Here is a 26,494-nt window from a genome sequence, read left to right as displayed (position 1 = left end):
GCTGGCGTCAAGCCGTCCAAGATCATCTCATATTGCCAGCCAGGAGCTTCGCGTGCCGGTTCCCACAAACATGTATGACGCCTTCCTCTTCGACATGGATGGAACGCTGCTCAATTCCATCGCCGTGGTCGAGCGCGTCTGGACCGGCTGGGCGGTGCGCCATGGGTTTGAGCCCGAGGTTTTCCTGAAGACGATCCATGGCGTTCGCGCCAGCGACGTGATCCGCGGCCTGGCTTTGCCCGGCGTTGATGCCGAGCACGAAGCGAGGCTGCTGCTGCAGGAAGAGTTGGAAGATGTGAACGGGATCATCGAGATCCCGGGCGCGGTGAAATTCCTGAACAGCCTGCCGCCCGAGCGCTGGGCTATCGTGACATCGGCGCCGACAGAGCTTTTCAAGCTCCGAATGGCCGCAGCCGGAATCCCGATGCCGAAAGTGATTGTGACGGGTGAAGAGGTTTCATCCGGAAAGCCGAGCCCGGAGGGCTATCGCCTTGGCGCCGAGCGTCTCGGCGTCGATCCGAACAAGTGCCTCGTGTTCGAGGACGCGGTCGCCGGCATTCTCGCGGGCGAGGCAGCGGGCGCGGATGTGGTCGTTGTGACCCAGACCCACGCCACGCCCTTTGAAACGCCGCACATGTCGATCGCCGATTATCTCGGCTGCAGCGTCACGATCGCCGAAGATGGGCGTGTCGGCTTTACGCGCGGCTAGCGCTTACTGCTTGCGCGGCAGGCCTTGCTTCTGCATCCGCTCGAATGCCGCCATCATCTTCGCCTTGACGGAGCCGAGCGTTCCGAGCTCGTGGCCGCAGGTGAAGCACGTCAGCATGTCGCTATCCAGCGGCTGCGGGCGTTCGAACTTCATTCTGGTGTTCCTGCACTTCGGGCAGGGGATCTCGATTTCCATGCTATGTCTCCCTGAGCAATCTGACGTCCCAATAGTCAGATGATCGCGACAGGGCAAGCGCTTTACGGTGGCGAAGAGGTTGGTCGTCCGGGATATGGCGAAAAGAACCGGTGAATTTCTGAGCGATGTCGATTTTTCGCTTGCGCCGAGAATCCCAAAAGACTAACAGGATCAGGCCGTAAAGGCAGGTCGGGGCGTAGCGCAGCCCGGTAGCGCACTTGACTGGGGGTCAAGGGGTCGCAGGTTCAAGTCCTGTCGCCCCGACCATTTAATAAGATTTTCGGCAGCCCCCAGGAGCCGAAATCACAATCAAAACTCTGATGAATAACTGGATTTGGCAGCCGCGTCGCGGCGCAGCGCGAATTGTTGATTCGAGATCTGTCAACAACATTTGACGTGAATATGCAGTATTAAATTGGACTAAGACGACACTGAGAATAAATCAGCTGGTAAACCTTTGGTCATCTCGAATATCGCGCCAATCTGTGGCATGGATATACGGAAGATGCATGAGGTTGTTCATGATTGATATCAATGACAGCGAATCTCTTCGAAATATAATGTCAGAATCACTTTCGAGGATGATCGATAATGCTGTTCGATCCGGTTGGCCGGACCATGACGTCGCGCTGTTGCTGATGGAGCTTGCCGAGGCGCACTTGATGAAGGTGGCTGCGGGGGTCATCAGCGATGGCGCGCTGCATTCCCAGCGCGCCGTCAGCCTCAAGAACTGAGCGCGATTGCTCGCGCCCGTCACTTGCAAGTGTCATTTCTGCTCGATGGACACGCCGTTCTGGCCGATGCTCATCTCGACGCCCTTAGGCTTCGTCTGTTCGTGATAGATATAGGCCCCAAGCCCGGCGACGACGACAATCAGAGCGCCGATAACAACATAAAGACCGTTCGAGTTTCTCAAGAAACATCCCCCAACATTTTGATAATGCGCGGGAATAACGCGAAACCTCGATTTTGGTTCCAGCGTTCAGTCGTCGTTTGCAGAGTTCAGGTTTTCCGGACGGATACCCTCGTCGCTGCCAGTGCGCGCCTTCAGCCGAACGCCCGGGCCACCCTCGTCATGATTGCCGCTGGCAATGAACAGCACGCCGCTCGTTTCGAGCGCTTGCTTGACCGCCAGCAGCGCCTGCGGCTCGCCTTGCGTCTCGTCGCGCTCAAGAGTTTCGAGGGTTGCGACGGGCAGGCCGGAGGCGGTTGCCAGTTGCTCTATGGAGATGCCCATCATGGCGCGGGCGGCGCGTATCTGCATGGCTGTGATCATAAGGAAAGACTAGCGCGCCGGTGGCCGTTCGCAAGGGCTCAGTGGCGGTCGCGAGCGTTTGGATCGCGCATATGCCGCGCCTCGAGCGCGGCGCAGCCCCAAACGACGCCGAAGAGCAGATAGACATGGCGCCAGTGGTCGATGTCGATGACGTTGCCGATCGCTGCATGGCCGAGAACGCCGATCCAGGCGATCATCAGGTAGGGCTGCCATGGCCGGTTCTTCAGCAGGTTCTTGAAGCCGAGGTAGAAGGTCCAGAAGAGCATGCCGACATAGCTGACGAAGCCAAGCCAGCCGTAGGTCGTCAGCGATTTCAGCCAGATGTTGTGCTCGTCCTCGGGAAAGATGGTGCCGAACACCATTGGCCCGATCCCGAGCGGTCGCTCCATCATCATCGTGAAGCCGATCCGGTGGCGATCGAAACGCCCAAGGTGCTCGCCGTCATATTGCTGCACGAGCTGCGCGCGGGTCGAGAACAGGTCGCTGACTTTGGGAAACTGCAACGCGATGACAAGCGACGCCACCATCATCAGGATCGCGGCCAGCGACAGAACGAGAATGCGCAGCCGGAACGCGCCGCTGCGTTCTTTCAGCAGCATCACGAAGATCAGGAGGATGATGGTCAGCAGGAACAAGCCCCACGCCGCGCGCGAGAACGACAGGAAGACACCGAGCGCGAGGATCAGCAGCGCTGCCGCCTTGATGGGTGCCGCGCGCAGGTTGCCGGTCAGGATGCCGTGCACGAGATAGAGGGAAGGGGGCACGAGGAACGGTCCGAACACGTTCGGGTCCTGAAAGGCGCCCTTGGCGCGGTCGTAAAGCGTGAAGACCTCGGAGCCCGGAAAGGCGTGGAAGTAGCCGAGGATGCCGAGCATCGAGGTGATGACGGCCGCAAACGTCCAGGCATTGAAGATGAGCGGCAGCCGGCGGTGACTGTCCTCGATGATCGCCGCGTAGAAGACTGCCGTCAGTGCGAGGAAGGTCGAGACCGCCACATACATCGGACCATCGGCGAGATCCTTCATCTGCGTCAGCGACAGCATCCCGCCGACGTTGAAGGTGATCAGCAGGGCCAGAAGGGGAACGGTATAGCGCGAAATCCTGAGCCCCAGGATGAACCACAGCCCGACCAGCGCGGCCATCCAGAGTTCATACGGGGCGGGTTCGCTGATGACGAAGCCCGACAGGAACACGCCGACGGTCACGGCCGCCGAGCCGATCAGTCGCAGCGTTGCCCGTTGTGGATGGGCGACGCGTGGGTATGTCGCCTCGATCGCGCTCAATAGGCGTTTTCCGTGTTGAACAGGCGGAACGGCGTGAGGAACAGGATTTTCAGGTCGAACCAGAGCGACCAGTTCTCGATGTAATAGAGATCGTAGGCCGTGCGGAACTTGATCTTGTCGTCATTGTCGACTTCGCCGCGCCAGCCGTTGATCTGCGCCCAGCCGGTGACGCCGGGCTTGACGCGGTGGCGCGCGAAATAGCCCTCGACGACATCGCCGAATGCGCGGTCGCGGGCCTGTGCAAGCACGGCATGTGGGCGGGGGCCGACGAGCGAGAGATTGCCGAGAAGCACGTTGAAGAGCTGCGGCAGTTCATCGATCGACGTCTTGCGGATGAAACGGCCGACGGGCGTGACGCGCGGATCCCCCTTGGTCACCGCCGCCTTTCCTGTCGGGTCGCTCATGTTTGTAAACATCGAGCGGAACTTGAAGACGTTGATGATTTCGTTGTTGAAGCCATGCCGCTTCTGCATGAAGAAGACGGGACCTTGAGACGTCGCCTTGATGGCAATCGCCGTTGCCAGCATGATCGGCCAGAGCACGAGAAGCGCAAGCACGGCGAAGAAGATGTCGAAGCAGCGCTTGGCCACCGAATCCCAGTCGCGAATGGGTTTGTTGAAGATGTCGAGCATCGGCACCGAGCCGACATGCGAATAGGCGCGCGGACGGAAGCGCAGGCGGTTGGAGTGCGCGGCGAGGCGGATATCGACGGGCAGCACCCATAGCTTCTTCAAAAGTTGCAGGATGCGCGCTTCGGCGCTGAGCGGCAGCGCGATGATCAGCATGTCGATGCGTGTCAGGCGCGCGAACTCGACAAGCTCGCCGATCGTCCCGAGCTTGGGATAACCCGCGACCATCGCCGGTGACCGCTTGTCGCCGCGGTCATCGAAGATCCCGCAGATGCGGATGTCGTTGTCGGGCTGCTGTTCGAGCAGGCGGATGAAATCCTTGGCCGGCTGGCCGCCGCCGACGAGAACCGCGCGACGCTCCATGATGCCGTTTCGCGCCCAGTTGCGGATGCCGTAGGCGAGCAGGAAGCGCGATGCGATGAGGAAGGCACCGCCGAGGATGAACCACGAGAAATAGGACCGCAGCTGCGCCGCATCGACAGGGCTGACGATCGCGATGACGGCCACCATGGCGCCGAAGACGAGCGTCCAGGTCAAAAACACCTTAGGCAGCGGGCGCGTGCGGGCACGCAGCGCCGGGATCGTGTAGCAATCGGCCGTCTGCAGGGCGAGCACCAGAAGGGCACCGACGCACAAGGATGCGACGGCGCGCATGGCGACCGTCTCGTCCGTATCCATCCACAGCAGGAAGGAGAGGAGGCCGATGCCGAATTGCGAGAGAAATTCGATCAGGCGAAACTGGCCGATCATGATCGCGGGCGTGCGTGTGCCATCGCTGAACTGCTCGGCGATCTGACGCGCGTAGTCGTTGAGCGGCTCCGAGGTGGTTTTCTCAGTGCCGCCGCCGCTGCGTCGATTGACGTCGGAAACTTGCTTGCGCAGGGTTTCCAGATCAAATTGATCGTTGTTCTCTGCCTTGTTCATGAGGCTACCGCCGCTGTTTCACCAGTCGGCAATAGCAGAAAGCCCCTAAGAAACGTTTTACGAAGTGGCTTTACTTGTCTTTGCGGCCCGGCGCTCAAGCAGTTCGCGATAGAGTTTCAACACATCCTTGGCCATGACCGTGGCGGAAAAGACCGACCGTACCTGATCGATCGGAGGCATGGTTTTCTCGTGCCAGTCGGGAACGCGGATGGCATCGGCCATCACCCGTGCGAGGTCGTCGGCATTGTCAGGGGCGACCAGCGCTTCGCTATCCTTGCCGAGCGCTTCCGGAATGCCGCCGACACGCGTCGCGATGATCGTCTTGCCGGCGCCCAGCCCCTCGAGCACGATATAGGGCATGGCTTCGGCTCGCGACGGGACGACGAGGTTCTGCGACATCGCGAATGCCTGCTGCACGCGCATTGCAGGCAGCATGCCGATGCGTTTGCCCAAGCCGCGCTCGACCATCATTTCGCGGTAGCGATCCCGATCCGGCCCGTCACCGATCATCAGTGCCGACAGCGGTCGGCCGATCAGGCGCTCGGTCTTTGCAAACGCGTCCACAAAAAGGTCGGGACCCTTAAGGTCCCGCAACATGCCAACATAGATGAAGTGGACGGCATCGGACCGGGTCGGGACGAGCTCGAAGTCTCGCTCGCTGATGCCGTTATAGATCAGCCGCGTCTGCGTCCGCGGGCGGCCGACCCGCTTGGTGTAGGTGTCGCGCTCATACTCGCAGATGAACACCAGGGCGTCCGTGAGATATTCCTGCAGCCGCTCCATGCGGAGCACGAATTGCCCCAGGAGCGACGAGCGGGAATAATGCAGGCTTCCGCCATGGGCAGTGTAGAGGCGGGCTACGCAATACCTGTTCACCCGCAGGGCTGAGCCGGCTAGCCGCGCGAGCACACCGCCTTTGGCGCCGTGTCCGTGCAGCACATCCGGCCGCAAACTTTTGATCTTCTTGTAGGCGTCCCAAAGCACGCCGACATCCGAAGGGCTGATCGAGCGCCGAATCGGTACACGCGTCAGTCCCAACGCCAGATAAGGCCTGATATCGTCGAACAGCGCGTCCTCGTGCTCCCCACCGGTCGAGCTGTCGCAAAGAATGCCCACTTCATGGCCGGCCTTGCTGTGCTCGATCACCAGATCGCGCACGTGGCGGAAGATGCCGCCGACCGGGGACCTGAAGCAGTGAATGATGCGAAGGGGCCGCTGTTCGCTCATCTATGATCAGAACAGCCGTTCGCGGACATAGAGCGTATCGCCGGCGATGATGGCGGACGAGATGTTGACGCGCCCGGTCATCACCTGGCCATTGATCTTTCTGGTCACATCGACGGCGCTCTGGTTGGCACGCGGCGTAAAGCCGCCGGCAACGGCAATCGCGTTCTGCGCGGTCATGCCGGGAACATAGGCGTACTGGCCGGGCTGGCCGACTTCACCCATGATGAAGATCGAGCGATAGCGGTCGACATCGATGGTAACGTCGGGGTCGCGAAGATAGCCCTGCTTGAGCTTCTGCGCGATCTGGCCGGAAAGCTGCTGCAACGTGCGGCCACGCGCCGGCACCTGACCGACAAGCGGGAAGGCGATGTAGCCAGCTTGGTCGATCGTGTAGGTGTTGGTCATGCTCGGCTGATCGAACACGGTAATGCGAAGCCTGTCGCCGCTATCCAGCGAGTAGGGCTGGATCGTTGCCTGGTTGAATGCGCGCGGCGCGGGTTGATAGCTGTTGCAGCCGCCCAAGACTGCTGTCATGGCGGCGAGGCTCAAAGCCATCAGAAACTTGGGCTGTGCGACGGGCATCTGCTTCTCACAGGAAACGAAACTCTTGCCCCGTTATCGATCCGTTAGGGTTAATGACCGGTAAAGACCGCCATCAAATTCGCTCTTTCTTGAACTGCGAAGGCTGTCAGCCCTGCGCCCGCAAGCATTAACCCTTGAGTTACTATAGTCATTTACCCTCGCGGCACCTTTGTTCTTGGAGTACGAGCATGTCCGGCGTGACGGGTAATCAGGATGTCGATATCGATCTTGCCCAGCTGGTCCGCGGCGTCTGGGCCCGTCGGCTCAAGGTCGTGGCGATCACCTTGCTCGGGGCAGGGGTGGCCTTTGCCGGCGCCAAGATGATCTCGCCGAAGTATCGCAGCGAGACCCGTATCCTGATCGAGCCGCGCGCGCCGGCCTTCGCCACTGCGCAGGCAACGGATGCGAACGCAGGCCAGCTCCTCGACGAACTGAATATCTCCAGCCAGGTGCAGCTCCTGCAGTCGGCCGATCTCATCAAGCAGGTCATCAGCAGCCAGAAGCTCTATGATCTTCCCGAGTTTGACGCAGCCGCCAACAGCTCCGCGCTCGGCGACATTCTGATCGCGCTGCATTTGAAGAAGAGCCCACTTGCGAACCCGCCGGAAGAGCGCGTCATCGACGCCTTCGTGGAACGCCTGCAGGTCTATCAGGTCCCCGGTTCCCGCGTCATCGGTATTACCTTCACCTCCAAGGATCCGGCGCTCGCCGCGACGATCCCCAACGCCATGGCGGCCGCCTATCTCGCGAAGCAAAGTGGCGCCAAGCTTGATTCCAACTCTGAAGCCACGCGTTGGCTGGAACCTGAAATCGAGAACCTCCGCACCAAGGTCAGCGACGCCGAGCAGAAGGTTGCCGAATACCGCGCCGCCCACGGCCTGCTGCCGACCAATGGCGGCGGCAATTTCCAGACGCAACAGCTGAACGATGTTTCCGCCGAATTGACGCGTGTCCGCGGCGAGAGGGCCAATGCCGAGGCGCGCGCGCAATCCGTGCGCAATGCGCTGTCGTCGGGCGAGGCATCCGATACGCTGCAGGACATCATGTCGTCGCAGTCCATCCAGCGGCTGAAGGGAACGGAATCCGGGCTGCAGTCGCAGATCTCGGACCTCCAGACGTCGCTCCTCAACAACCATCCGCGCCTGAAGAGCCTCCGCGCCCAGCTCGCCGACATCAAGACGCAGATCCGTCAGGAAACGCAGAAGATCCTGGCCAGCATCGAAAACGAAGCCAAGGTCGCGACGCTTCGCGAACAGGAGCTTGAGCAGCAGTCCAACAAGGTCAAGGCCAACAGCGCCCAGGCTGGTGAGGATGAGGTCGGCCTGAACGCGCTTGAGCGCGAGGCCGCCGCCCAGCGTCAACTGCTCGAAACCTACCTGTCGCGCTTCCGCGAGGCCGCCTCGCGCGCCGACAAGAATTCCAGCCCTGCTGATGCCCGCATCGTCTCGACCGCCGTTCAGCCGGTCGATCCCTATTTCCCCAAGGTCGTCCCGATCGTGGTCGTCGCAGCACTTGCGACCTTCATCATGACCTCGATCGCGATCATGCTGGCCGAACTCTTCAGCGGCCGCGCGCTGCGGCCGACGTCGAGCGCCGAGGTAGAAGAGCGGATCGAGCAGGAAACGGTCGAAGTTGTCGTCGTTGATGCGCCACCGGCGCGCACACCGGCGTCGAGCATGCTCGCCGTCCAGCACGAAGAGCAGGAAGAACAGCAAGACGAAGTCGCCGAAGAGCTCGTCCCGGAACAGCCTGAGGAGGAGAACGAGTTCTCCATCGCTTCCGTTGCTCATTATCTCATCGGCAGCCGCGCGCCGCTGGCGATCGCAATTTCACCGACCGGTGACAATGGATCGGCAGCGACCGTAGCCCTGGCGCGCACGCTTGCGTCCGCTGGCTCTCGTGTCGTGCTCGTCGACATGACGGGCTCCGGTCACCCAACGGAACTGATGGCGCAGGGCCGCTCGCTGCCTGGCGTGACAGACCTTCTGTGCGGCGAAGCAGCCTTTGGTGACACCATCCATGGTGACTACCTCTCCGACGCCCACTTCATCCCGCAGGGCACCAGCGACATGCGTCGCGCCATGCGCGGGGCCGATCGCCTCTCGCTGCTGCTCGACGCTCTGTCGTCCGCCTATGATCTGGTGCTGGTCGAATCCGGCGCTGCCGATGTGGCCGGCGTCTCCAAGCTCACGCAGAGCAAGACCGTCGAAATTATCCTGTCCATGCCCGAGATCGTCGAGGAAGAGTTCGTGGCTGCGATGACCAGCTTCGAGGAGGCGGGTTACGAGCGCGTCGTGCTGATGTCCGGCGGCAATACCGATGGCAATGCGACGGTCGCCCAGCAGGCGGCCTGATCAGACGCCGGCGAAGCGGCGCAGGCGCTGGGCGGCACGATAGAGCCGCTGCTGCGATTTGACGTACGCCTTGGCTCGGGTGACGAGCCGGTATGCCGTGCCGGCGGCCATGCCGCGAGCGGTGAGGGGCAGGACGACATCGTAATGGTCTGTCTCGACGGGTGCCCAGGAGCGCTTGTAGCCCTGGTCGCCCAGGCCGAAATCGAACATGCTGACGCCCTTGCCATGCAGGCCCGATATCATCTGCCAGAACAGAAACTCGCCGGGGCTGGCCTCGGCGCCGATGCTCTCGTCGATCGCGCTGAACTGGCAGATCACATGATCGCCCTTGCGCGAAATACCGGCGACAGCCGCCACGTGTCCGGCATGCTCGCCTTTCAGCTGGATCGCATGCATTTCGAGACCTGACAGTTCGTTCTTGGCATCGCGGATATCGATCGCGCCATGCAGAAACGCCTTCGTCTCGGCATCAGCGAAGACATCGGGCAGTCCCATCGCCTTGAAGCGTTCGCTTTTCAGCCGGAAGAATTGGTCGAGAAGCGCGTGCTGGCTCTTGGCATCCGTATCATGAACGTAATCGAAGCCGCCGAGTTCCTCCAGCCGCTTCGACTGCACACGGAACTTCTTCCGCCGGCTCTTGGCGTTCAGCTGCTTCAGCGTTGCTTCCATCGTGTCGAACAGCGGCAGCTGGTAGGCGTGGTTCTGATTCTGCACCATCGGCAGCAGCGCCAGCGGATTGCGACGGCCGCGCCATGTCAGGGGAATGTTCTGCAGGAGCAAGAGATCGGCCTTCCCATTGAGCGCGCCCGAGATGCGCGCGGCAAGGTCATGCGCATCGAGTGCCTCGAAGGCATCCGCGAAATCGATGGCGAACATCCCCGTATTGATGTTGCTGTGGTCGGCGCCGATGAACTTCGCCACCCGCACGCCGCGCGAGCGGACGATCTCGACGGGGAGGATGAAGACGGTTCTCGTCCCAGACCGGCCACGGACGACGGCGGCCGGATTGCCGTAGGCCTTCATCCAGGACGCGCACCAGTCATATCCCTGGTGCAGGGAATTCAGATTGTCACGCTCGAGCGCGCGCCATTCCGGTTCGATAGCCTCGATGGAATCGACGATGTCGATCTCGATCGCATCGAAGGAGAGCCGCGCATTGATCTCCCTGAGCTTCGCCAATCCGGCATCGGCGTCTGCGGTGATGTCACGCGGCGCGGATTCCAATGGAAGCTTCTGCGTTTGCACGGGCGTTCTCCGGGAATAGATACTGCCCGGGAAAATAGCGCGGCAGCGCATCCATTTCCTTTACGCGCGCGATGCCGCCGGCTTTTCCGTCAATCACGGTTAGTCCGTGATTAATGCCTATTGCTGCTTCGGGCCGGCCATCCACTTGATGATGACCATCGCCGGCAACACCCAGAGCAGTCCCGTCAGCGAGAAATAGAGCAGGTGGCCCCACCATGGCGCATTGCCGAGCGTCGCAACCGCGATCGTATTGGCAACCAGCGCATAGACCAGAACGAGGACGACGATGAGGATGGTGCCGATGAACTTGCGAAGGCGGACGGGCATCTGGTGAATTCCGGTATGGGATGTGCAGGCAGGCCACCGCGACGGCATGCCGCAAATGTTCGGACTTGTTTTGCATCAGTGGCTAAGGCAAATCAACTGTCGGAACGAAGGAGTCCGTCCATGGCCGTCGCTGATCTCACGACTGAACAGGAAATTCTGCGCCAGGTGCGCAAGCAGGATGATAATCGCAAGGCCATACGAATTTGGCTCGGCATCGTCCTTCTCGCGCTGTTCTGTCTGGTGATTGTGGGCGGCGCGACGCGCCTGACCAATTCTGGCCTGTCGATCACCGAATGGAAGCCGATCCACGGCGTCATTCCGCCGCTGAACGCCACGGAATGGGAAGAAGAATTCAAGCTCTACCAGCGCATTCCCGAATTCCAGCAGATCAACAGCGACATGACCGTCGATGAGTTCAAGGGTATCTTCTGGTGGGAATGGGCGCACCGCCTGATCGCCCGCGGCATCGGCGTGATCTTCGCGCTGCCGCTCCTCTACTTCTGGGCAACCGGCAGGATCGAACGCCGCCTGCGCTGGCCTCTTGTCGGCATTCTGGCGCTCGGCGGCTTCCAGGGCGCCATCGGCTGGTGGATGGTGTCTTCGGGACTGACCGCGCGCACCGATGTCAGCCAGTATCGCCTGGCGACGCATCTGATCACCGCCTGTCTGATCTTCGCATCCTGCATGTGGATCATGCGTGCGCTCTCGCCGCATTCCGAAGACACAGCGCCGACCAAAAGCGCACGTGTCTGGGCCTGCGTGATCGCCGCGCTGACCTTGTTCCAGATCTATCTCGGCGCGCTGGTCGCCGGTCTCGATGCGGGCTTCACCTATAACACATGGCCGCTGATGGACGGCGCTATCGTGCCCTCCGATCTGCTGATCCAGCAGCCCGCCTGGATCAACTTCTTCGAAAACCCGAAGACGGTGCAGTTCATCCACCGCGTCGGCGCCTACACGCTGTTTGCCGTGACACTGATCAACATGATCATGCTGCTGCGCGCAGCACCCGCTACGACCCACGCGCGCCGCGCCGTCGTCATGTTCGCCCTCGTCACCATCCAGGCCTCGATCGGCATCGCCACCTTGCTGCTCGAAGTCCCGCTCCACTGGGGCCTGCTGCACCAGGGCGGCGCACTCGTCGTCTTCGGCTTCGCGATCGCCAACTGGCGCGGCTTCTACGGTGAATACCCACACGCGACGGTTATCTCCGAACGCGATTGATTTGGGGTCACGACCTGCAGCGCTGATGCGCGGGTCGTGGCTAGCCTTGCGCGGCTGACGCGCCTTACAGCAATCATCAAGTTTGCATCAGCGAGATCCGGCCGGAAGCCGATCTCGCTGCTTGCTTTTCTGCCTATCGCCAAACCGTTGCAGCTTCTGGCTGGAACCAGTTTCCCGCTCATGACAGCCGGCGGCGTCGGTGTGCATAGCCGAGTTAGCGTGAGCGATGGTTGCTGGCAGGCCAGGGATGAGACTTCGCCGCGTGTGAAAGCGTTCAAGCATCTGGAGTCTTGATATGGCGCACTCTGTTTACGGTCGCGCGAGACCGACATCCCAGCCCCGCCACCGGGGCTGTCTGGTGCATCCCGTATTCAACAACACATAACCCCTGAACGAAAAAATCCGGCTGCGTCGCCACAGCCGGATTTCAATTATTTACGTCCGAAAATCAGTCTCAGAAAAAACCGCGGCGCTGCCACCAGCCGGCCTTCTTCGGCTTGCCATCGCCATCAGCCGCTTCCGTGGTGGAAGACTTGACGGTCGGTTCGGAGGAGGCGACGTTTGCGCCGCGATTGGCGCGAACGGGCTTTGCTTCTTCCTCGGCAGGAGCTGCCAGATCGGCGGAGGCTTCGGCCACTTCCGGCTCGGCGGCAGGGGCTGCTTCGGCAACCGGAGCTGCTTCAGCGGCAGGCGCCACTTCTGCTTCCACGACAGGCTCTTCGACCGGCGAGGCCTTGCGGCTACGACGAGCGCGCTTCGGCTTCACGTCTTCCGTTACCGTGGCGCCGGCTTCGACGGCGGCCATGGCCGAGGAGGCTTCGACAGCTTCTGCTGCTGCGGCTTCGACGACAACGTCTACCGGCGTGCTGTCTTCGGTTGCGACTGCGGCTTCGTCCGTGGTCTCAACTGCTTCTGCGCTTGCGGCAACGTCGCCCTCGGCTTCGGCAACATCGTCGCCCTCAGCGCCTTCGGCACCTTCCTCGCGGTTGCGGCGACCGCCGCGCTTGCCGCGACGGCGGCGCTTGCGGCGCTGTGCGTCATCGCCCTCGGCGCGTTCTTCGGAGCCGGCAGCGGACGTGGTTTCGGCGTCGTCGCCTTCCTCGTCACCACTGTCTTCGTCGCCAGCCTGTTCGGCGCCGTTCTCGTCGGATGCCTGCTGCTCGCCATTACCGTTACGGCCGCGACGACGACGGCGGCGCTTGCGCTTGCGTCCGTCACCTTCGCCCTCTGCACGGGCAGCGGCAGCCGGACGTTCCGACGCCTGCTTTTCTTCCAGCTCTTCGTCTTCTTCCTCGTCGATCTCGATAACGACGTCATCGTCGTCGTCTTCAGGGATGGCCGCAAAGTTGAAGAGCGTCTCGATCTTGACCGGGTTCTCTACGGCTTCGCCGCGATCGATCGCGAAATGCTGCGCGCCAACGGCGCCATCGGCATCGATGATGATGGCGACGCCGAAGCGGGCTTCATAGTCAACGATCGTCTGACGCTTGTGGTTGAGGATATAAAGAGCGATCTCCGGCGTCGTGCGAACAGTGATGTCGTGGGTCGTGTTCTTGAGCAGATATTCTTCGATACCGCGCAGCACGTGCAGGGCAACGGAAGACTGCGAACGAACGTGACCGGTGCCGCCGCAATGCGAGCAGACCTGCGTCGTCGATTCGAGAACCGATGCGCGAATGCGCTGGCGCGACATTTCGAGCAGGCCGAAGTGCGAGATGCGGCCGACCTGGATGCGGGCGCGATCGTTCTTCAGGCAATCCTTCAGCTTCTTCTCGACAGCGCGATTGTTGCGCTTTTCTTCCATGTCGATGAAGTCGATGACGACAAGGCCGGCCAAGTCGCGCAGGCGCAGCTGACGAGCGACTTCGTCGGCGGCCTCGAGGTTGGTCTGCAGTGCCGTGTCTTCGATCGAGTGCTCGCGGGTCGAACGACCGGAGTTGACGTCGATCGAAACCAGCGCTTCGGTCTGGTTGATGATCAGGTAGCCACCCGACTTCAGCGTCACCTGCGGCTGCAGCATACGGTCGAGCTGGGCTTCGATGCCGGAGCGCGAGTAGATCGGGTGAATGTCGCGGTAAGGCTGGACCACCTTGGCGTGGCTCGGCATCAGCATCTTCATGAAGTCTTTCGCTTCACGATAGCCTTCTTCGCCGGAGACGATGATCTCGCCGATGTCCTTGTTGTAAAGGTCGCGGATCGAGCGCTTGATCAGCGATCCCTCTTCGTAGACGAGGCAGGGAGCGGTCGAAGCCAGTGTCAGTGTGCGGACGTTTTCCCAAAGGCGCATCAGATATTCGAAGTCGCGCTTGACTTCGACCTTGGTGCGGTTGGCGCCGGCGGTGCGCAGGATGACGCCCATGCCCTGCGGCACTTCGAGCATCTTGGCAATTTCCTTCAGGCGCTTGCGGTCCTGAGGGCTGGTGATCTTGCGGGAGATGCCGCCGCCACGTGCGGTGTTCGGCATCAGAACCGAATAACGGCCGGCAAGCGATAGGTAGGTGGTGAGGGCGGCGCCCTTGTTGCCACGTTCTTCCTTGGCGACCTGAACGAGCAGGATCTGGCGACGCTTGATGACTTCCTGGATGCGGTACTGCTTGCGCGGCTTGCGCTGCACACGGTCAGGAACTTCTTCCATGGCGTCTTCGGCGCCGACGTTCTCGATCACTTCTTCTTCGTGATCATGATCGTCGTCGTCTTCGTCGTCACCGCGGCGGCGCGCATCGACGTCTTCGGAAATCGTGTCGGTCTCGACCATGGCGGCCATCTCGCCGCCGGTGGAACCGTCGTCGTCGGACGATGCCGCGGCGTCAGCTTCAACCGTCGCTTCGTCAGCGGCGGGAACGACCTTCTTGCGGCTCCGGCGGGGCTTGGCTGCCTTCTTTACAGGCGCCTCCTCGACGGCTTCGACAACCTCTGCAGCTTCGACGGTCTCTACGACCTCTGCAGCGGCTTCGACAGGCGCATCAGGCTCGTCCTTGGCAACGATGCCCACATCGGGTTGGTCCTGGGTCGCGGGGTCGATCCGTGCCGTATCAACATGCTCGACATCGTCGTCGCGGCGATGCTCTTCGGCTTCGGCGCGCAACAGGGCCTGACGGTCGGCAAGCGGGATCTGGTAATAATCGGGATGGATTTCGGCAAAGGCCAGGAAGCCGTGCCGGTTGCCGCCGTAATCGACGAAAGCAGCCTGCAGCGAAGGCTCGACCCTCGTTACCTTTGCGAGGTAGATGTTGCCGCGAATTTGCTTCTTGTGTTCCGACTCGAAGTCAAATTCTTCTATGCGGTTTCCGCGAACGACAACGACGCGCGTCTCTTCCTCGTGAGACGCGTCGATAAGCATTTTGTCTGCCATGTAAGCTGAGCTCCTCGGCGCGGTCGATCGTCGGCAGTCTCCGCAGTCGATAAGACAAGGGGAGTGCGGACCGTCATAGCAGCGCCGGATAGTGAAAGTCGCGATTGGTTCGGTGTGGAAGGCAGCAGCCAGACAGCAGCGGGGAAACTCTTCTCCCGGGGTCTGTAGACTTTAGATAAAACCTGCTGCGACACCATAAAAGACCAAGCGAGATCGACAAAACAAAGACCTTATTCAGGCCCGATGAGTTTGCTCTCTCTTTAAAGAGCGGTTGGTGGCAATCCACCGATGAAGTTTCCGCATACTCCGGAAAAATCAGGATCCATTGTCGAGTGGAAGCATGTAAGACGGCGGACGATTGCCGGTTGTGGCGCCAGGTCCTTTACGGTTGGCTGCCTTGTCGGCGACTCTATCCCGTCAGTGCTTCTACCCTAAAATTGCTTGTATGTTTTCTCCGTCACAATAGCAAGGGAAAAGCCAAATGTGCCATAATATTGATGGATTTGCAGCATCATAAAAAATAGCGGTGGACGAGGTGATTCCGGCGCGGCGACAGTGACAATTGTTCTCGGTCGCAATCGCGTGTATCGCGGGATCCGGCATTGATGACAATTGGGGCATGACAGTCGGTTGTATAGCGAGACGCGGCGCGCAACGGTAAAATCCGGCTTGCGGACGAAAAACTTCAGGGCTTGGCTGGTTGCCGCGGTGATGGCTGTGGCCGTTCCGTTGGTTGGTCATTCGGTGGCGACCGCGGCCGGCGAAGAGCGCTTGCTAGCCTATGGCGCGCGTATCGTCGGCGACGATGCCAGGACCCGCATCGTCATCGATTTCGATCGTCCCCCGAGCTTCTCCATCCACTACATCGCCAATCCGGAACGCGTCGTCGTCGATCTTCCGGCAACCGCTTTTGGTTTCCCAGCCAAGGATCTCGAGGCGAGGGGCCTTTTCAAGGATATCCGCTACGGCACGATGGATGGCGACAGCGCCCGCATCGTGCTGACGGCGACAAAGCCGGTTCGCATCGGCATGGCGAAGGTTCAGGCCGATGAAAACGGCAAGGGACAACGGCTCGTTCTCGAAGCCGAGATGACCGACAAGGCGACCTTCGCCGAGCTGGTGAAAGCCCAATCCTGGAACGAGCCGGAGGCCGCGCAAACGACCAGCGCCATACCGGTGCCCGAAAAGGCTGAGCCCGGCGACTTCATCGTCGCCGTCGACGCCGGCCATGGCGGCATCGATACCGGCGCGATCGGCGTCGACACGAAGACCCAGGAAAAGGACGTCACGCTGGCATTCGCCAAGACGCTCGCGGATCGGTTGAACCGCGAGCCCGGCATCAAGGCTTTCCTGACCCGCAAGGATGATTCGTTCCTGTCGCTGTCCGAGCGCGTCCAGATCGCCCGGCAGAACCACGCCGCACTCTTCGTGTCCATGCATGCCGACACGTTGCGCCAGAAGGATATTCGCGGCGCCACCGTCTACACCATCTCCGACAAGGCATCCGACAAGCTCGCCGCCGATCTCGCCGACCGTGAAAACCTGTCCGACCAGATCGCCGGCAAGGCGGCCGCGGCCGAGCCGCCCGAAGTGGCCGACATCCTGCTCGACCTAACGCGGCGCGAGACGCAGGCTTTCTCGATCTCGATGGCCGAAAGCGTGCTGGCCTCCTTCAAGGATCAGGTCGGGACCATCAACAACCCGCACCGCCATGCTGGTTTCCGCGTTCTGCAGGCGCCCGATGTTCCCTCCATCCTGCTGGAACTCGGCTTTCTTTCGAACAAGGAAGACGAGAAACTGCTGCTCGACGACACCTGGCGCGCCAAGATGGGCGACCTGTTGACTGAGGCGGTGAAGCATTATCACGCATCCATGGTCGCCAATGGCGGCTGACAGGCGGCCGTTGCTCAGATGTGACACTTGCGTGGGTAAACATGTATGCGTGTGGAATTGCAGGCAAAAGCCCTACTTTCCTCACATTCAGGCCATTACTCACGGCTATGTTTCCGTGTGCAAAAAGGAATTGGCTTGTGGCCGCATCCGGCATGGAGTAATTCGCGCAGCGTGCAAAGTGCCGCGGTTCATGCGATTGTTATGCGCGCGCCGATCGACAATTGAGATACCGGTAGCTTAGATATGATCAGACTTCTTGGATATTTCTTCGGAGCGGCTTGCGTCCTGTTCCTGGGCGTAGCGGCGGCCGTTGCCGTTTATTTGGCGACGGTGACGAAGGATCTTCCTGACTACGCGGTGCTGAGCAGCTACGAGCCGCCGGTAACGACGCGCGTGCATGCCGGCAACGGCGCGCTAATGGCCGAATATGCCAAGGAGCGCCGCCTGTTTCTTCCGATCCAGGCCGTCCCCGATCGCGTCAAGGCCGCGTTCCTCTCCGCTGAGGACAAGAATTTCTACCAGCATCCTGGTATCGACGTCACCGGCTTCGGCCGCGCCGTGGTCGCTTATCTGACCGGCGGCCCGACGCAGGGTGGTTCCACGATCACGCAGCAGGTCGCCAAGAACTTCCTGCTGTCGAGCGAACAGACCATGGAGCGTAAGGCCAAGGAAGCCATTCTCTCCTTCCGCATCGAGCAGGCCTACAGCAAGGACAAGATCCTTGAGCTCTATCTCAACGAGATCTTCTTCGGCCTGAACTCCTACGGTATCGCCAGCGCCGCACTCACCTATTTCAACAAGTCGGTCAACGAACTGACCATCGCCGATGCCGCCTATCTGGCCTCGCTGCCGAAGGGCCCCGCGAACTACCATCCGTTCCGCCATCCTGAGGCTGCGGTAACCCGCCGCAACTGGGTCATCGACCGCATGGTCGAGAATGGCTATGTCAGCCAGTCAGATGGCGCTGAAGCCAAGAAGCAGCCGCTCGGTGTCACCGGCCGCACCAGCGGTCCGTCGCTCTTCGCATCGGGCTACTTCGCCGAAGCCGTCCGCCGCCAGCTGATCGATCAGTACGGCGAGAAGATGCTCTATGAGGGTGGTCTCTCGGTCCGCACCTCGTTCGATCCGCAATTGCAGGTCTTCGCGCGCAAGGCGCTGCAGGATGGCCTGATCAACTACGATGAACGCCGTGGCTTCCACGGCCCGATCAAGCAGATCGACACGACGTCGGACTGGGGCAAGGCACTCGCCGATATCCCGGCTCTCTCCGACGTTCCGGAATGGGACCTGGCTGTCGTGCTTGCTGTCGCGAGCGACAGCGTCGACATCGGCCTGCAGCCGCAAAAGGATGGCGCCGGCAAGATCGGCGCCGACCGCCAGCGCGGCACCATTGAAGCCAAGAACATGCAGTGGGCCTTCCGTTCGGCCACCGGCGGCAAGACCTCCAAGTCGCCGCAGGGCGTGCTGCAACCGGGCGATGTCGTCTTCGTCGAGCGCCTCGGTGGCGACAGCTCCACATCCTACCGTCTGCGCCAGCCGCCGAAGGTCGGCGGTGGTCTCGTCGCCATGGACCCGAAGACCGGCCGCGTGCTGGCCATGGTCGGCGGCTTCTCCTATGCCCAGTCGGAATTCAACCGCGCCACGCAGGCGATGCGCCAGCCTGGTTCGTCCTTCAAGCCCTTCGTCTACGCAGCCGCCATGGACAACGGCTACACGCCGGCCTCGGTCGTCAGCGACGATCCACTCGAAATCCAGGTCGGCAACGGCCAGGTCTGGGCGCCTGACAACTATGAAGGTGAGGGCGGTGGCGCCAACACGCTGCGCTTCGCCATCGAGCACTCGCGCAACCGCATGACGGTGCGCCTCGCCAACGACCTCGGCATGAATGTCGTTGCCGAATATGCCAACCGCTTCGGCATCTACGACAAGATGATGCCTGTACTGGCCATGTCGCTCGGCTCTGGCGAAACCACCGTGCTGCGCATGGTTTCGGCCTATTCGGTCATCGCTAACGGCGGTAAGCAGATCAAGCCGACGCTGATCGACCGCATCCAGGACCGCTACGGCAAGACCATCTTCAAACATGAGGAGCGCGTCTGCGAGGCCTGCAACGCCAGCGACTGGCAGAACCAGGAAGAGCCGAACGTGGTCGATAACCGCGAAACCGTTCTCGACCCGATGACTTCCTACCAGATCACCTCGATGATGCAGGGCGTTATCCAGCGCGGTACGGCCGCCGGCAAGGTCCAGCTCGGCGAACGCGACGTCGCCGGCAAGACCGGCACGACCAACGACGAAAAGGACGCCTGGTTCGTCGGCTTCACGCCGGATCTGGTCGCCGGTCTTTATATCGGTTTCGATTCGCCATCGACGCTGGGCCGCGGCGGCACCGGCAGCTCGCTGTCCGCGCCCGTCTTCAACGAGTTTATGCAGGCGGCCGTCAAGGACACGCCGGTATCGAAGTTCGTGATCCCTGCCGGCATGAACCTGATCCCGATCGACCGCAAGACCGGCATGGCCGCGACGCAGGGCGATCCGAACACCATCATCGAGGCCTTCAAGCCCGGCACCGGCCCGGCCGACAGCTACTCCGTCATCGGCATGGACAACACCATGGCACCGGAGGAAATCCTGAAGACCTCGCCGCAGGCCAACCAGGCGGTTCAATCCGGCGCCGGCGGTCTCTACTGACATTTACGACTGATAGCGTGGCGGTCGCGGCTCTTTACATCCGCGGCCGCCACAACTATTTGACGGACGACTTTTGAAGACAACGCAAAGAAGCGGGACAATGCGAGCGGAAATCCAGAACGTAGTCGATGAAACCAAGCAGGCTATCACCCTGCTGAGGAGGCATCTTTGACTGGGACCAGGCGATCAGACGACTGGACTGGTTGAACAACAAGGCAGAGGACCCGAACCTCTGGAACGATGCCACCGAAGCACAGAAGCTGATGCGCGAGCGCCAGCAGCTCGATGATGGCATCAGCGGCGTCCGCCGCTTCGAACAGCAGATCAAAGACAATATCGAGCTGATCGAGATGGGCGAGGACGAGGGCGACGAGGCTATCGTCAAGGAAGCCGAAGACGCGCTGAAGGCACTCAAGGCCGAAGCCGCGCGCCAGCAGGTCGAAGCGATGTTGTCTGGCGAAGCCGACAGCAACGACACCTATCTCGAAGTACACTCCGGCGCCGGCGGCACGGAAAGCCAGGACTGGGCGAACATGCTTTTGCGCATGTATACCCGCTGGGCCGAACGCTCGAAGTTCAAGGTTGAACTGCTCGAAGTGCACGACGGCGAAGAAGCTGGCATCAAGTCCGCGACTTTGCTCGTCAAGGGCCACAACGCCTATGGCTGGCTGAAGACCGAATCGGGCGTTCACCGCCTGGTCCGCATCTCGCCCTATGACAGCAACGCGCGCCGTCACACCTCGTTCTCGTCCATCTGGGTCTACCCCGTCGTCGACGACTCGATCCAGATCGACATCAACGAAAGCGATTGCCGCATCGACACCTATCGCTCCTCTGGCGCGGGTGGTCAGCACGTCAACACGACCGACTCCGCCGTCCGCATCACCCACATGCCCTCGGGCATCGTGGTGCAGTGCCAGCAGGAACGCTCGCAGCACAAGAACCGCGCCAAGGCGTGGGACATGCTGCGCGCACGCCTCTACGAAGCGGAACTTAAGAAGCGCGAAGACGCGGCCAATGCCGAAGCGGCCTCCAAGTCCGATATCGGCTGGGGCCACCAGATCCGCTCCTACGTGCTGCAGCCCTACCAGATGGTCAAGGACCTGCGCACCGGCGTTACCAGCACCGCGCCCGACGACGTGCTGGATGGCGAGCTCGACGAGTTCATGGAAGCAGCGCTCGCCCACCGCATCAGCGGCAAGGCGGATGCCGTGGTCGACGACGTCGACTGATCGATCTTGGTGAAATGACATCGAAAAGGCCCCAGCAGGGGCCTTTTCTGATTCTGGTGGTGCGTCTTTCGAAGCGCGACCGACTTTAATGTCCCGACTTCTCGACGCTGATATCGCCGAACTCGTCGATAATGACGGTCCAGCTATCGGCATCTCCATCCGGATCCGTCTTCAGATAGACCATGGCGAACAGCCCCGGCTCGTTCAGCCGGCCGGTCGAGTTCTCGGGACGAATATCCGTCAAATAGGGATTGAGGTCGTTCAGCTCCTGAACCTCGACCGTTGAGACGATCTCAGGGCCTGCATCGGTCTGTGCGATCTGCTGCAGATAGACCTTGGCGGTGCGATCGGCCTGGCGAACCGCAAACAGCTTGTAATAGCCGTGGCGGGGTTGGCTTGGCGCGGCGGGCGTCGCCGTCGCTGCGGCTGGCGCATTCGGCGTGCTCGCCGTTGGCGGGCGCGTCACCGCCGGCGCATTGCCGTCGTCCGCCCAGTACCCCGTGCTCGTCGCGAATGTGATGCTCGCGGGCAATATGGGATCCGTGGCATCCGCCGCATGCGCGGCAAGCGGAGCTGCGGCGATCAGCAGCGCGCACGCTGTCAGTCCGAAACGCTTCATCGCCTCAATCCTCGAATTGCTCGGATAGAATACGGTCGGACCAGGAACGGTCGGGGTCGGATAGAATGCGGGCGGTCATGTGTTCGGATTGAGCAATGCGCACATGCAGCACCGATTTGACCTCGGAGTTATCGGCAACCGCATTCACCGGCCGCTTTTCCGATTCGAGAATATGAATGTCCACGGTCACCTTGTTCGGCAACAACGCCCCGCGCCAGCGGCGGGGACGAAACGCGCTCACCGGCGTCATCGCCAACAGCGGTGCGTCGAGCGGTAGGATCGGTCCGTGCGCAGAGAGATTGTAAGCCGTCGAACCGGCCGGCGTCGCCACCATCAGACCGTCGCAGATCAGTTCCTCAAGCCGCACGACACCATCGACTTCCACCCTGAGCTTGGCGGCCTGGTAGGATTGGCGAAACAGGGAGACCTCGTTGATCGCAAGCGCGGTATCGCTCGTCCCATCCGCATTCGTGGTCGTCATTCTTAACGGCCGAAAGGTGTTCTCGACGGCGGCATTGATCCGCTCGCGCAACGCGTCGGTGCGGTACTCGTTCATCAGAAAGCCGACGGAGCCCCGGTTCATCCCATAGACGAGCCTGCCGGAGTTCATCGTGCTGTGCAGCGTCTGCAGCATGAAGCCGTCGCCGCCGAGCGCCACGATCACATCGGCATCCTTGGCTGGCACATCGCCGTAAACGCGAATCAGTTCATCGCGCGCCGCCAGCGCCTCGGCGGTGGGGGAAGCCAGAAAACAGAGGGTCTGAAAGGATACGCTCATGCAATGCCCTTTGATAAAGTCCGCCTAGCTAAATGATAATGGGCTGGCACGACAAGGCATTTTAAGGTCGCAGCTGTTCGCCGGGACTACTCTCTACATAGGTGGGGAGAGGGCAGAAGGGCGCCAATTTCATGGCGCCCCCTGTTTGTGATCGGCTTCAAGCGGGCCTTGGTCGACTAGCGTCCGTGGCCCGTCGGCTCGGCGACGGCGCCTCACTTGTTCTGAAGCAGCCAGATCTTTCCGCCCATGGTGATGCCATAGGTATCGGTGGTGCCATCGTCGGTGAGGTTGCGGCGCTCCAGGAAGCCGTGCTCGCAAAGATCCACAAGCGTCTTCGCGGTGACCGTCTTGATCTTTTGCGGGCGCTCTTTCCAGCGGTCCGTTTTCGCATAAGTCACGGTTGCGTTCTCATGCGTCCACTTGCCGGCCGCCTGCGGATAGAGATCGCCGTCACGGGCGAGTTTAAGTCCCGCGATCTGCGCCGGGGTGAGTTCAGCCATTTCAATAACCTCTTGGCATGTTGCACGGATCAGCCGTGAATGCAGGGGAACCCTGGGAAACCAAGGGCAATAGGAACCAAATGTTGCAACGCGAGCATCTCGTCTACCGAGGCCCGTCGGTGTGGCAACAATCGATTCCTTCGAAGAATTGTGGTGCCCCCGGCAGGGTTCGAACCCGCGACCCCCTGATTACAAATCAGGTGCTCTACCAACTGAGCTACAAGGGCAACGCCCGCCAATTAGCAGATTTTGCTGCTCTGTAAAGGAAAATCGGCCACGATTTGATTTCGCTTCGTGATTTCAACAGGCCGTAGTCGGGCGCCAGTTTCGCATGGTTAGTTCGGCGTCGCTAGTTTGGTGTGGTCTGGCGAACGGTCGATTGCAGGTGGCCGCCATTCTCGCCCATGCCATCGCCGGAAGACGGCATGGCAGCGATGCTGAGAACCGAAACAACCATGAGAGCGATGACAGCGATCATTATTCGCACGCGATTTCTCCTTTTGAACGAGGAAGAAACGCAAATAAGGCAATTGGGTTCCGGAACGGGTGTCGCGGCTATTGCGCAGGCGGCGGTGCTGTCGTGGTGGGATTGGTGCCTGGGGCTGTGGGAGCGAGCGGGTCGGGTTGGTGCACGGGTTGGGTCTTGTCGATCCAGCCGATGCTGAGAATGATGGCGACGAGGATGCCGATGAAGAGAATGCCGATGATGAGGGGACGAACTGCCATGTCGGATGCTTCTCCTTGTTGGTCGGAGCATTGCTGGATGATAACCGCTGCTGACGTCAAAACCGAGGCGGTCGAGTATCAGCAGCGGCATCTTTCGGCATGGTGGTGGCCCGTTCGTGAGCCTGTCAGCCCTTCAGATGAATGCGTGCCGCGTAGAGCGCGATCGCCGCAGCGTTGGACACGTTGAGCGACTTGATCTCGCCGGGCATATCGAGCCGCGCCAGCGCATTCACGGTCTCGCGCGTCTTCTGGCGCAATCCCTTGCCTTCCGCGCCAAGCACGAGTGCCACCTTGTCGCCGGAGAAGGTGCCCTCGAGCGGAGCCGGGCCTTCCGAATCAAGGCCGATGGTGACGAAACCAAGCTTGTGCAGTTCGCCAAGCGCGTCGGCGAGATTGGTAATCTGTATATAAGGGATGAGCTCCAGTGCGCCGGAGGCGGATTTGGCAAGCACGCCCGATTCGGTCGGGCTGTGGCGCTGCGTCGTGATCAGCGCGCCGGCATTGAACGCGACGGCCGAACGCATGATGGCGCCGACATTGTGCGGATCGGTCACCTGATCGAGCACCAGGATCAGCGGGCTGTCCTTCAGCGCTTCAAGACGGCGCACGGGCAGGGGGCGCGTTTCCAGCATGACGCCCTGGTGGATGGCATCGGGGCCAAGCACCTTGTCGAGATCCTGCGGCGAAACCATCTCGTACGGTATGCCGAGTTTCTCGACATCGATCTCAAGGCGGGCCAGCGCGTTCGGGGTCACCGACAGCTTTATCTTCTTGCGCTCTTTATTCTCCAGCGCGGCGCGCACCGTGTGCAGGCCATAGAGATGGACTTGGTCGGGCGCCAGCGTCGGCGGCTTCCAGTCATCGCCGCCACGCTTGCGCTTCTGGAAGCCGGGAGTTGGAATTTCGCCGCGTTCGCGCTTGTTATCGCGATGCGCACGACGCAGATTCGCGTAGTGCGTATCCTTGGCGGATTTTTCGTCGGAGGGCGTGCCCCCGGATTTGTTGTCTTTGCTCATGCCGCTTTATAGCGGTGGCATTTCTTTCCGCATAGGATTTCTTTGTCCACAGGGGCTTTCCATCGCCGATGACATTTTTCGCATATTTTCCATCGTCATCGTGTTGACATAGGCAACTCGGCCCGTCATATACGCGGCGCAGACCGAGGGGCGGCAACGCTTCGAAAGTCTAGCAGACTTGGTCTAACGATCCGGACGAAAAACTGGAGAGATGCCCGAGTGGTTAAAGGGGACGGACTGTAAATCCGTTGGCTCAGCCTACGTTGGTTCAAATCCAACTCTCTCCACCATTCGTCCTCGGATCGGACCAAACCCCGCGGGTATAGCTCAATGGTAGAGCAGCAGCCTTCCAAGCTGAATACGCGGGTTCGATTCCCGCTACCCGCTCCACTTTCAAATCGAAGTCTGACATTATCCACAGCGCGCAAGCGCTTGTTTGCGTTTCCCTAGAGCGCTGACGCGTCGCGTCCGATCTCAGCCCCAGAGCAACACGAAAGGGGAGGCGAGCGCGATAATGCCGGCCGCCATCCAGCGTGTGCGCCCATCCATCGTGAATTCGTCCCGCGACAGCCATTTGCGCACGGCGACATAGCCGATGGCGATGACGGCACTATAGATCAGTGCGCGCAAAAGGATCGACCACCCGCCGCCGAAGAGCCCGATCGCGATGCCAAATCCTGTCAGCGCGCCGAGGATGCCGTAGCCGACATCGAACATCAGCGTCGTCGTGGTCGATAGCGGCCTGAGCACCCTTGGAAATGCGATGGCGACAGCCGCCGTCAGCAGCCATATGGCGACGATCGCCTGCAGCGTCGACGAGCTGACGATGGAGGCTGCCAGCGCCGGCAGCCGCTCGGGCGTCGAGAGCCGCACGACCTGCGCGATCCAGTCGATCGCGGCCGCCAATATCCACAATATGAATGCACAGCCGGCAAAGATCAGAAAGTTGCCGGCCGATCGTTTCGCGATGTCCTTTGGTTCCATGCCATGCTCCCCCCGGGCGATCGCCGGCGTGGCTCCGGCAAGGCAAGTAATATCACAGCATCAATCGCTTGTGGCGGTTTATGGTGAAAACGCGCGCGCTTCGTCGCACTTCTATATTGCCGATCGAATGCTTCGTTCCCATATGCGGCAGCAGTGCGGAATAGCGTCCGCAATTAAGTCTTGCGCAATTCCGCCGAAAGCCTTAAACGGCGGCACTAAACCGGTTCGCCGGGGTCATCCATTTCGTTCACAGGAAGCATTCAAATGGCAAAGAGTAAGTTTGAGCGCAACAAGCCGCACGTTAACATCGGCACGATCGGCCACGTTGACCACGGCAAGACGTCTCTGACGGCAGCGATCACGAAGTACTTCGGCGAGTTCAAGGCGTACGACCAGATCGACGCTGCACCGGAAGAAAAGGCACGCGGCATCACCATCTCGACGGCACACGTCGAGTACGAGACGGCCAACCGTCACTATGCCCACGTTGATTGCCCCGGCCACGCCGACTACGTCAAGAACATGATCACCGGTGCCGCACAGATGGACGGCGCGATCCTGGTTTGCTCGGCTGCTGACGGCCCGATGCCGCAGACTCGCGAGCACATCCTGCTCGCTCGTCAGGTTGGCGTTCCGGCTCTGGTCGTGTTCCTCAACAAGGTCGACCAGGTCGACGACGCTGAACTGCTCGAACTCGTCGAGATGGAAGTTCGCGAACTTCTGTCGTC

At 61.0% G+C, this 26,494-nt stretch carries 25 protein-coding genes and 4 tRNA genes; 11 read left to right on the top strand and 18 right to left on the bottom strand.

The genetic code is table 11. The annotated features are described in order from the left end of the window. Window positions 1-70: 70 nt before the first annotated feature. Window positions 71-709: an HAD family hydrolase gene (locus tag D460_RS0111410; RefSeq protein WP_018898675.1), complete on the top strand. Its 639-nt coding sequence runs from the start codon at window positions 71-73 to the stop codon at window positions 707-709. A gap of 3 nt (window positions 710-712) precedes the next feature. On the opposite strand, the gene D460_RS36395 is transcribed toward D460_RS0111410, so the two are convergent. Beyond that, the gene (locus D460_RS36395) at window positions 713-862 is read right to left on the bottom strand and encodes a hypothetical protein (RefSeq protein WP_018898674.1); all 150 of its coding nucleotides are present in this window, start codon (window positions 860-862) and stop codon (window positions 713-715) included. 232 nt (window positions 863-1,094) lie between these two features. Here D460_RS36395 and D460_RS0111400 point away from each other — a divergent pair. After that, window positions 1,095-1,171 (top strand) — tRNA-Pro (locus D460_RS0111400). 254 nt (window positions 1,172-1,425) lie between these two features. Continuing rightward, window positions 1,426-1,638 (top strand): hypothetical protein, encoded by a 213-nt coding sequence (locus D460_RS35910; protein ID WP_026283033.1) that lies wholly within the window; start codon window positions 1,426-1,428, stop codon window positions 1,636-1,638. Window positions 1,639-1,670: 32 nt separating this feature from the next. Here the strand turns inward: D460_RS35910 and D460_RS36390 are convergent, their stop codons facing one another. The 6 genes from D460_RS36390 to D460_RS0111365 all read right to left on the bottom strand — a co-directional run bounded on the left by D460_RS36390 (window position 1,671) and on the right by D460_RS0111365 (window position 6,825). Beyond that, entirely contained in the window at window positions 1,671-1,820 is a 150-nt protein-coding gene (locus tag D460_RS36390; RefSeq protein ID WP_018898672.1) for a hypothetical protein, read from the bottom strand. A gap of 66 nt (window positions 1,821-1,886) precedes the next feature. Continuing rightward, complete coding sequence (locus tag D460_RS0111385) at window positions 1,887-2,180, bottom strand: helix-turn-helix transcriptional regulator (RefSeq protein ID WP_018898671.1); 294 nt, start codon at window positions 2,178-2,180, stop codon at window positions 1,887-1,889. Between the two features lie 38 nt (window positions 2,181-2,218). After that, a complete protein-coding gene (locus D460_RS0111380) occupies window positions 2,219-3,463 on the bottom strand; it encodes an O-antigen ligase family protein (RefSeq protein ID WP_018898670.1) in 1,245 nt (414 codons plus the stop codon). Then, window positions 3,460-5,016 carry an undecaprenyl-phosphate glucose phosphotransferase gene (locus D460_RS0111375; RefSeq protein WP_018898669.1) on the bottom strand — a complete coding sequence of 519 codons (1,557 nt, stop codon included), beginning with the start codon at window positions 5,014-5,016 and terminating at the stop codon, window positions 3,460-3,462. The genes D460_RS0111380 and D460_RS0111375 overlap by 4 nt, the downstream gene beginning before the upstream one ends. A 57-nt stretch (window positions 5,017-5,073) precedes the next feature. After that, window positions 5,074-6,243, bottom strand: coding sequence for a glycosyltransferase family 4 protein (locus D460_RS0111370; protein ID WP_018898668.1), 1,170 nt, complete (start codon window positions 6,241-6,243; stop codon window positions 5,074-5,076). 6 nt (window positions 6,244-6,249) lie between these two features. Further along, complete coding sequence (locus D460_RS0111365; RefSeq protein ID WP_018898667.1) at window positions 6,250-6,825, bottom strand: polysaccharide biosynthesis/export family protein; 576 nt, start codon at window positions 6,823-6,825, stop codon at window positions 6,250-6,252. Between the two features lie 188 nt (window positions 6,826-7,013). Here D460_RS0111365 and D460_RS0111360 point away from each other — a divergent pair, with 188 nt between their 5' ends. Next, window positions 7,014-9,179, top strand: coding sequence for a Wzz/FepE/Etk N-terminal domain-containing protein (locus D460_RS0111360; RefSeq protein WP_018898666.1), 2,166 nt, complete (start codon window positions 7,014-7,016; stop codon window positions 9,177-9,179). On the opposite strand, the gene D460_RS0111355 is transcribed toward D460_RS0111360, so the two are convergent. Together D460_RS0111355 and D460_RS0111350 are read right to left on the bottom strand one after the other, a co-directional pair. Further along, window positions 9,180-10,424: a GNAT family N-acetyltransferase gene (locus tag D460_RS0111355; protein ID WP_018898665.1), complete on the bottom strand. Its 1,245-nt coding sequence runs from the start codon at window positions 10,422-10,424 to the stop codon at window positions 9,180-9,182. Between the two features lie 117 nt (window positions 10,425-10,541). Further along, entirely contained in the window at window positions 10,542-10,751 is a 210-nt protein-coding gene (locus tag D460_RS0111350; protein ID WP_018898664.1) for a DUF2842 domain-containing protein, read from the bottom strand. A gap of 120 nt (window positions 10,752-10,871) precedes the next feature. On the opposite strand from D460_RS0111350, the gene D460_RS0111345 reads away from it, so the two are divergent. Next, complete coding sequence (locus D460_RS0111345; protein ID WP_018898663.1) at window positions 10,872-11,975, top strand: COX15/CtaA family protein; 1,104 nt, start codon at window positions 10,872-10,874, stop codon at window positions 11,973-11,975. A gap of 454 nt (window positions 11,976-12,429) precedes the next feature. Here the strand turns inward: D460_RS0111345 and D460_RS0111340 are convergent, their stop codons facing one another. After that, on the bottom strand, window positions 12,430-15,327 hold the full coding sequence (locus D460_RS0111340; protein ID WP_018898662.1) for a ribonuclease E/G: 2,898 nt from the start codon (window positions 15,325-15,327) through the stop codon (window positions 12,430-12,432). Between the two features lie 711 nt (window positions 15,328-16,038). On the opposite strand from D460_RS0111340, the gene D460_RS0111335 reads away from it, so the two are divergent. From D460_RS0111335 to prfB, 3 genes are all read left to right on the top strand, one after another. After that, on the top strand, window positions 16,039-17,220 hold the full coding sequence (locus D460_RS0111335; protein ID WP_018898661.1) for an N-acetylmuramoyl-L-alanine amidase: 1,182 nt from the start codon (window positions 16,039-16,041) through the stop codon (window positions 17,218-17,220). Between the two features lie 243 nt (window positions 17,221-17,463). Continuing rightward, on the top strand, window positions 17,464-19,911 hold the full coding sequence (locus D460_RS0111330; RefSeq protein WP_018898660.1) for a penicillin-binding protein 1A: 2,448 nt from the start codon (window positions 17,464-17,466) through the stop codon (window positions 19,909-19,911). Window positions 19,912-20,011: 100 nt separating this feature from the next. Then, a protein-coding gene (gene prfB / locus D460_RS0111325; protein ID WP_111561177.1) for a peptide chain release factor 2 occupies window positions 20,012-21,143 on the top strand; the annotation gives its coding sequence in 2 pieces (ribosomal slippage) (window positions 20,012-20,080 and window positions 20,082-21,143; 1,131 coding nt in all). An 85-nt stretch (window positions 21,144-21,228) separates the two neighbouring features. On the opposite strand, the gene D460_RS0111320 is transcribed toward prfB, so the two are convergent. From D460_RS0111320 to rlmB, 7 genes are all read right to left on the bottom strand, one after another. Continuing rightward, window positions 21,229-21,762: a hypothetical protein gene (locus D460_RS0111320; protein ID WP_018898658.1), complete on the bottom strand. Its 534-nt coding sequence runs from the start codon at window positions 21,760-21,762 to the stop codon at window positions 21,229-21,231. Between the two features lie 4 nt (window positions 21,763-21,766). Next, window positions 21,767-22,540 carry an NAD kinase gene (locus D460_RS0111315; RefSeq protein ID WP_018898657.1) on the bottom strand — a complete coding sequence of 258 codons (774 nt, stop codon included), beginning with the start codon at window positions 22,538-22,540 and terminating at the stop codon, window positions 21,767-21,769. Window positions 22,541-22,752: 212 nt separating this feature from the next. After that, a complete protein-coding gene (locus D460_RS0111310; RefSeq protein ID WP_018898656.1) occupies window positions 22,753-23,040 on the bottom strand; it encodes a hypothetical protein in 288 nt (95 codons plus the stop codon). A gap of 151 nt (window positions 23,041-23,191) precedes the next feature. Beyond that, window positions 23,192-23,267: transfer RNA gene (locus tag D460_RS0111305), tRNA-Thr, on the bottom strand. 122 nt (window positions 23,268-23,389) lie between these two features. Then, window positions 23,390-23,527, bottom strand: a complete 138-nt coding sequence (locus tag D460_RS36385) for a hypothetical protein (protein WP_181459189.1) — start codon at window positions 23,525-23,527, stop codon at window positions 23,390-23,392. A 68-nt stretch (window positions 23,528-23,595) separates the two neighbouring features. Beyond that, window positions 23,596-23,766, bottom strand: coding sequence for a hypothetical protein (locus tag D460_RS36380; protein ID WP_018898654.1), 171 nt, complete (start codon window positions 23,764-23,766; stop codon window positions 23,596-23,598). A gap of 125 nt (window positions 23,767-23,891) precedes the next feature. Then, a complete protein-coding gene (rlmB, locus tag D460_RS0111290; RefSeq protein WP_018898653.1) occupies window positions 23,892-24,782 on the bottom strand; it encodes a 23S rRNA (guanosine(2251)-2'-O)-methyltransferase RlmB in 891 nt (296 codons plus the stop codon). A 205-nt stretch (window positions 24,783-24,987) separates the two neighbouring features. Here rlmB and D460_RS0111285 point away from each other — a divergent pair. After that, a tRNA-Tyr gene (locus tag D460_RS0111285) sits at window positions 24,988-25,072 on the top strand. A 26-nt stretch (window positions 25,073-25,098) separates the two neighbouring features. Then, a tRNA-Gly gene (locus D460_RS0111280) sits at window positions 25,099-25,172 on the top strand. A gap of 84 nt (window positions 25,173-25,256) precedes the next feature. Here D460_RS0111280 and D460_RS0111275 read toward each other — a convergent pair. After that, complete coding sequence (locus tag D460_RS0111275) at window positions 25,257-25,766, bottom strand: hypothetical protein (protein WP_018898652.1); 510 nt, start codon at window positions 25,764-25,766, stop codon at window positions 25,257-25,259. Window positions 25,767-26,030: 264 nt separating this feature from the next. Here D460_RS0111275 and D460_RS0111270 point away from each other — a divergent pair. After that, the coding region (locus D460_RS0111270) for a GTP-binding protein (protein WP_018898651.1) at window positions 26,031-26,494 on the top strand (464 nt) is incomplete at its 3' end.

Source organism: Rhizobium sp. 2MFCol3.1 (genome assembly GCF_000377565.1).
GTDB lineage: Bacteria > Pseudomonadota > Alphaproteobacteria > Rhizobiales > Rhizobiaceae > Rhizobium.
This window is presented reverse-complemented; position numbering and strand designations above follow the sequence as displayed.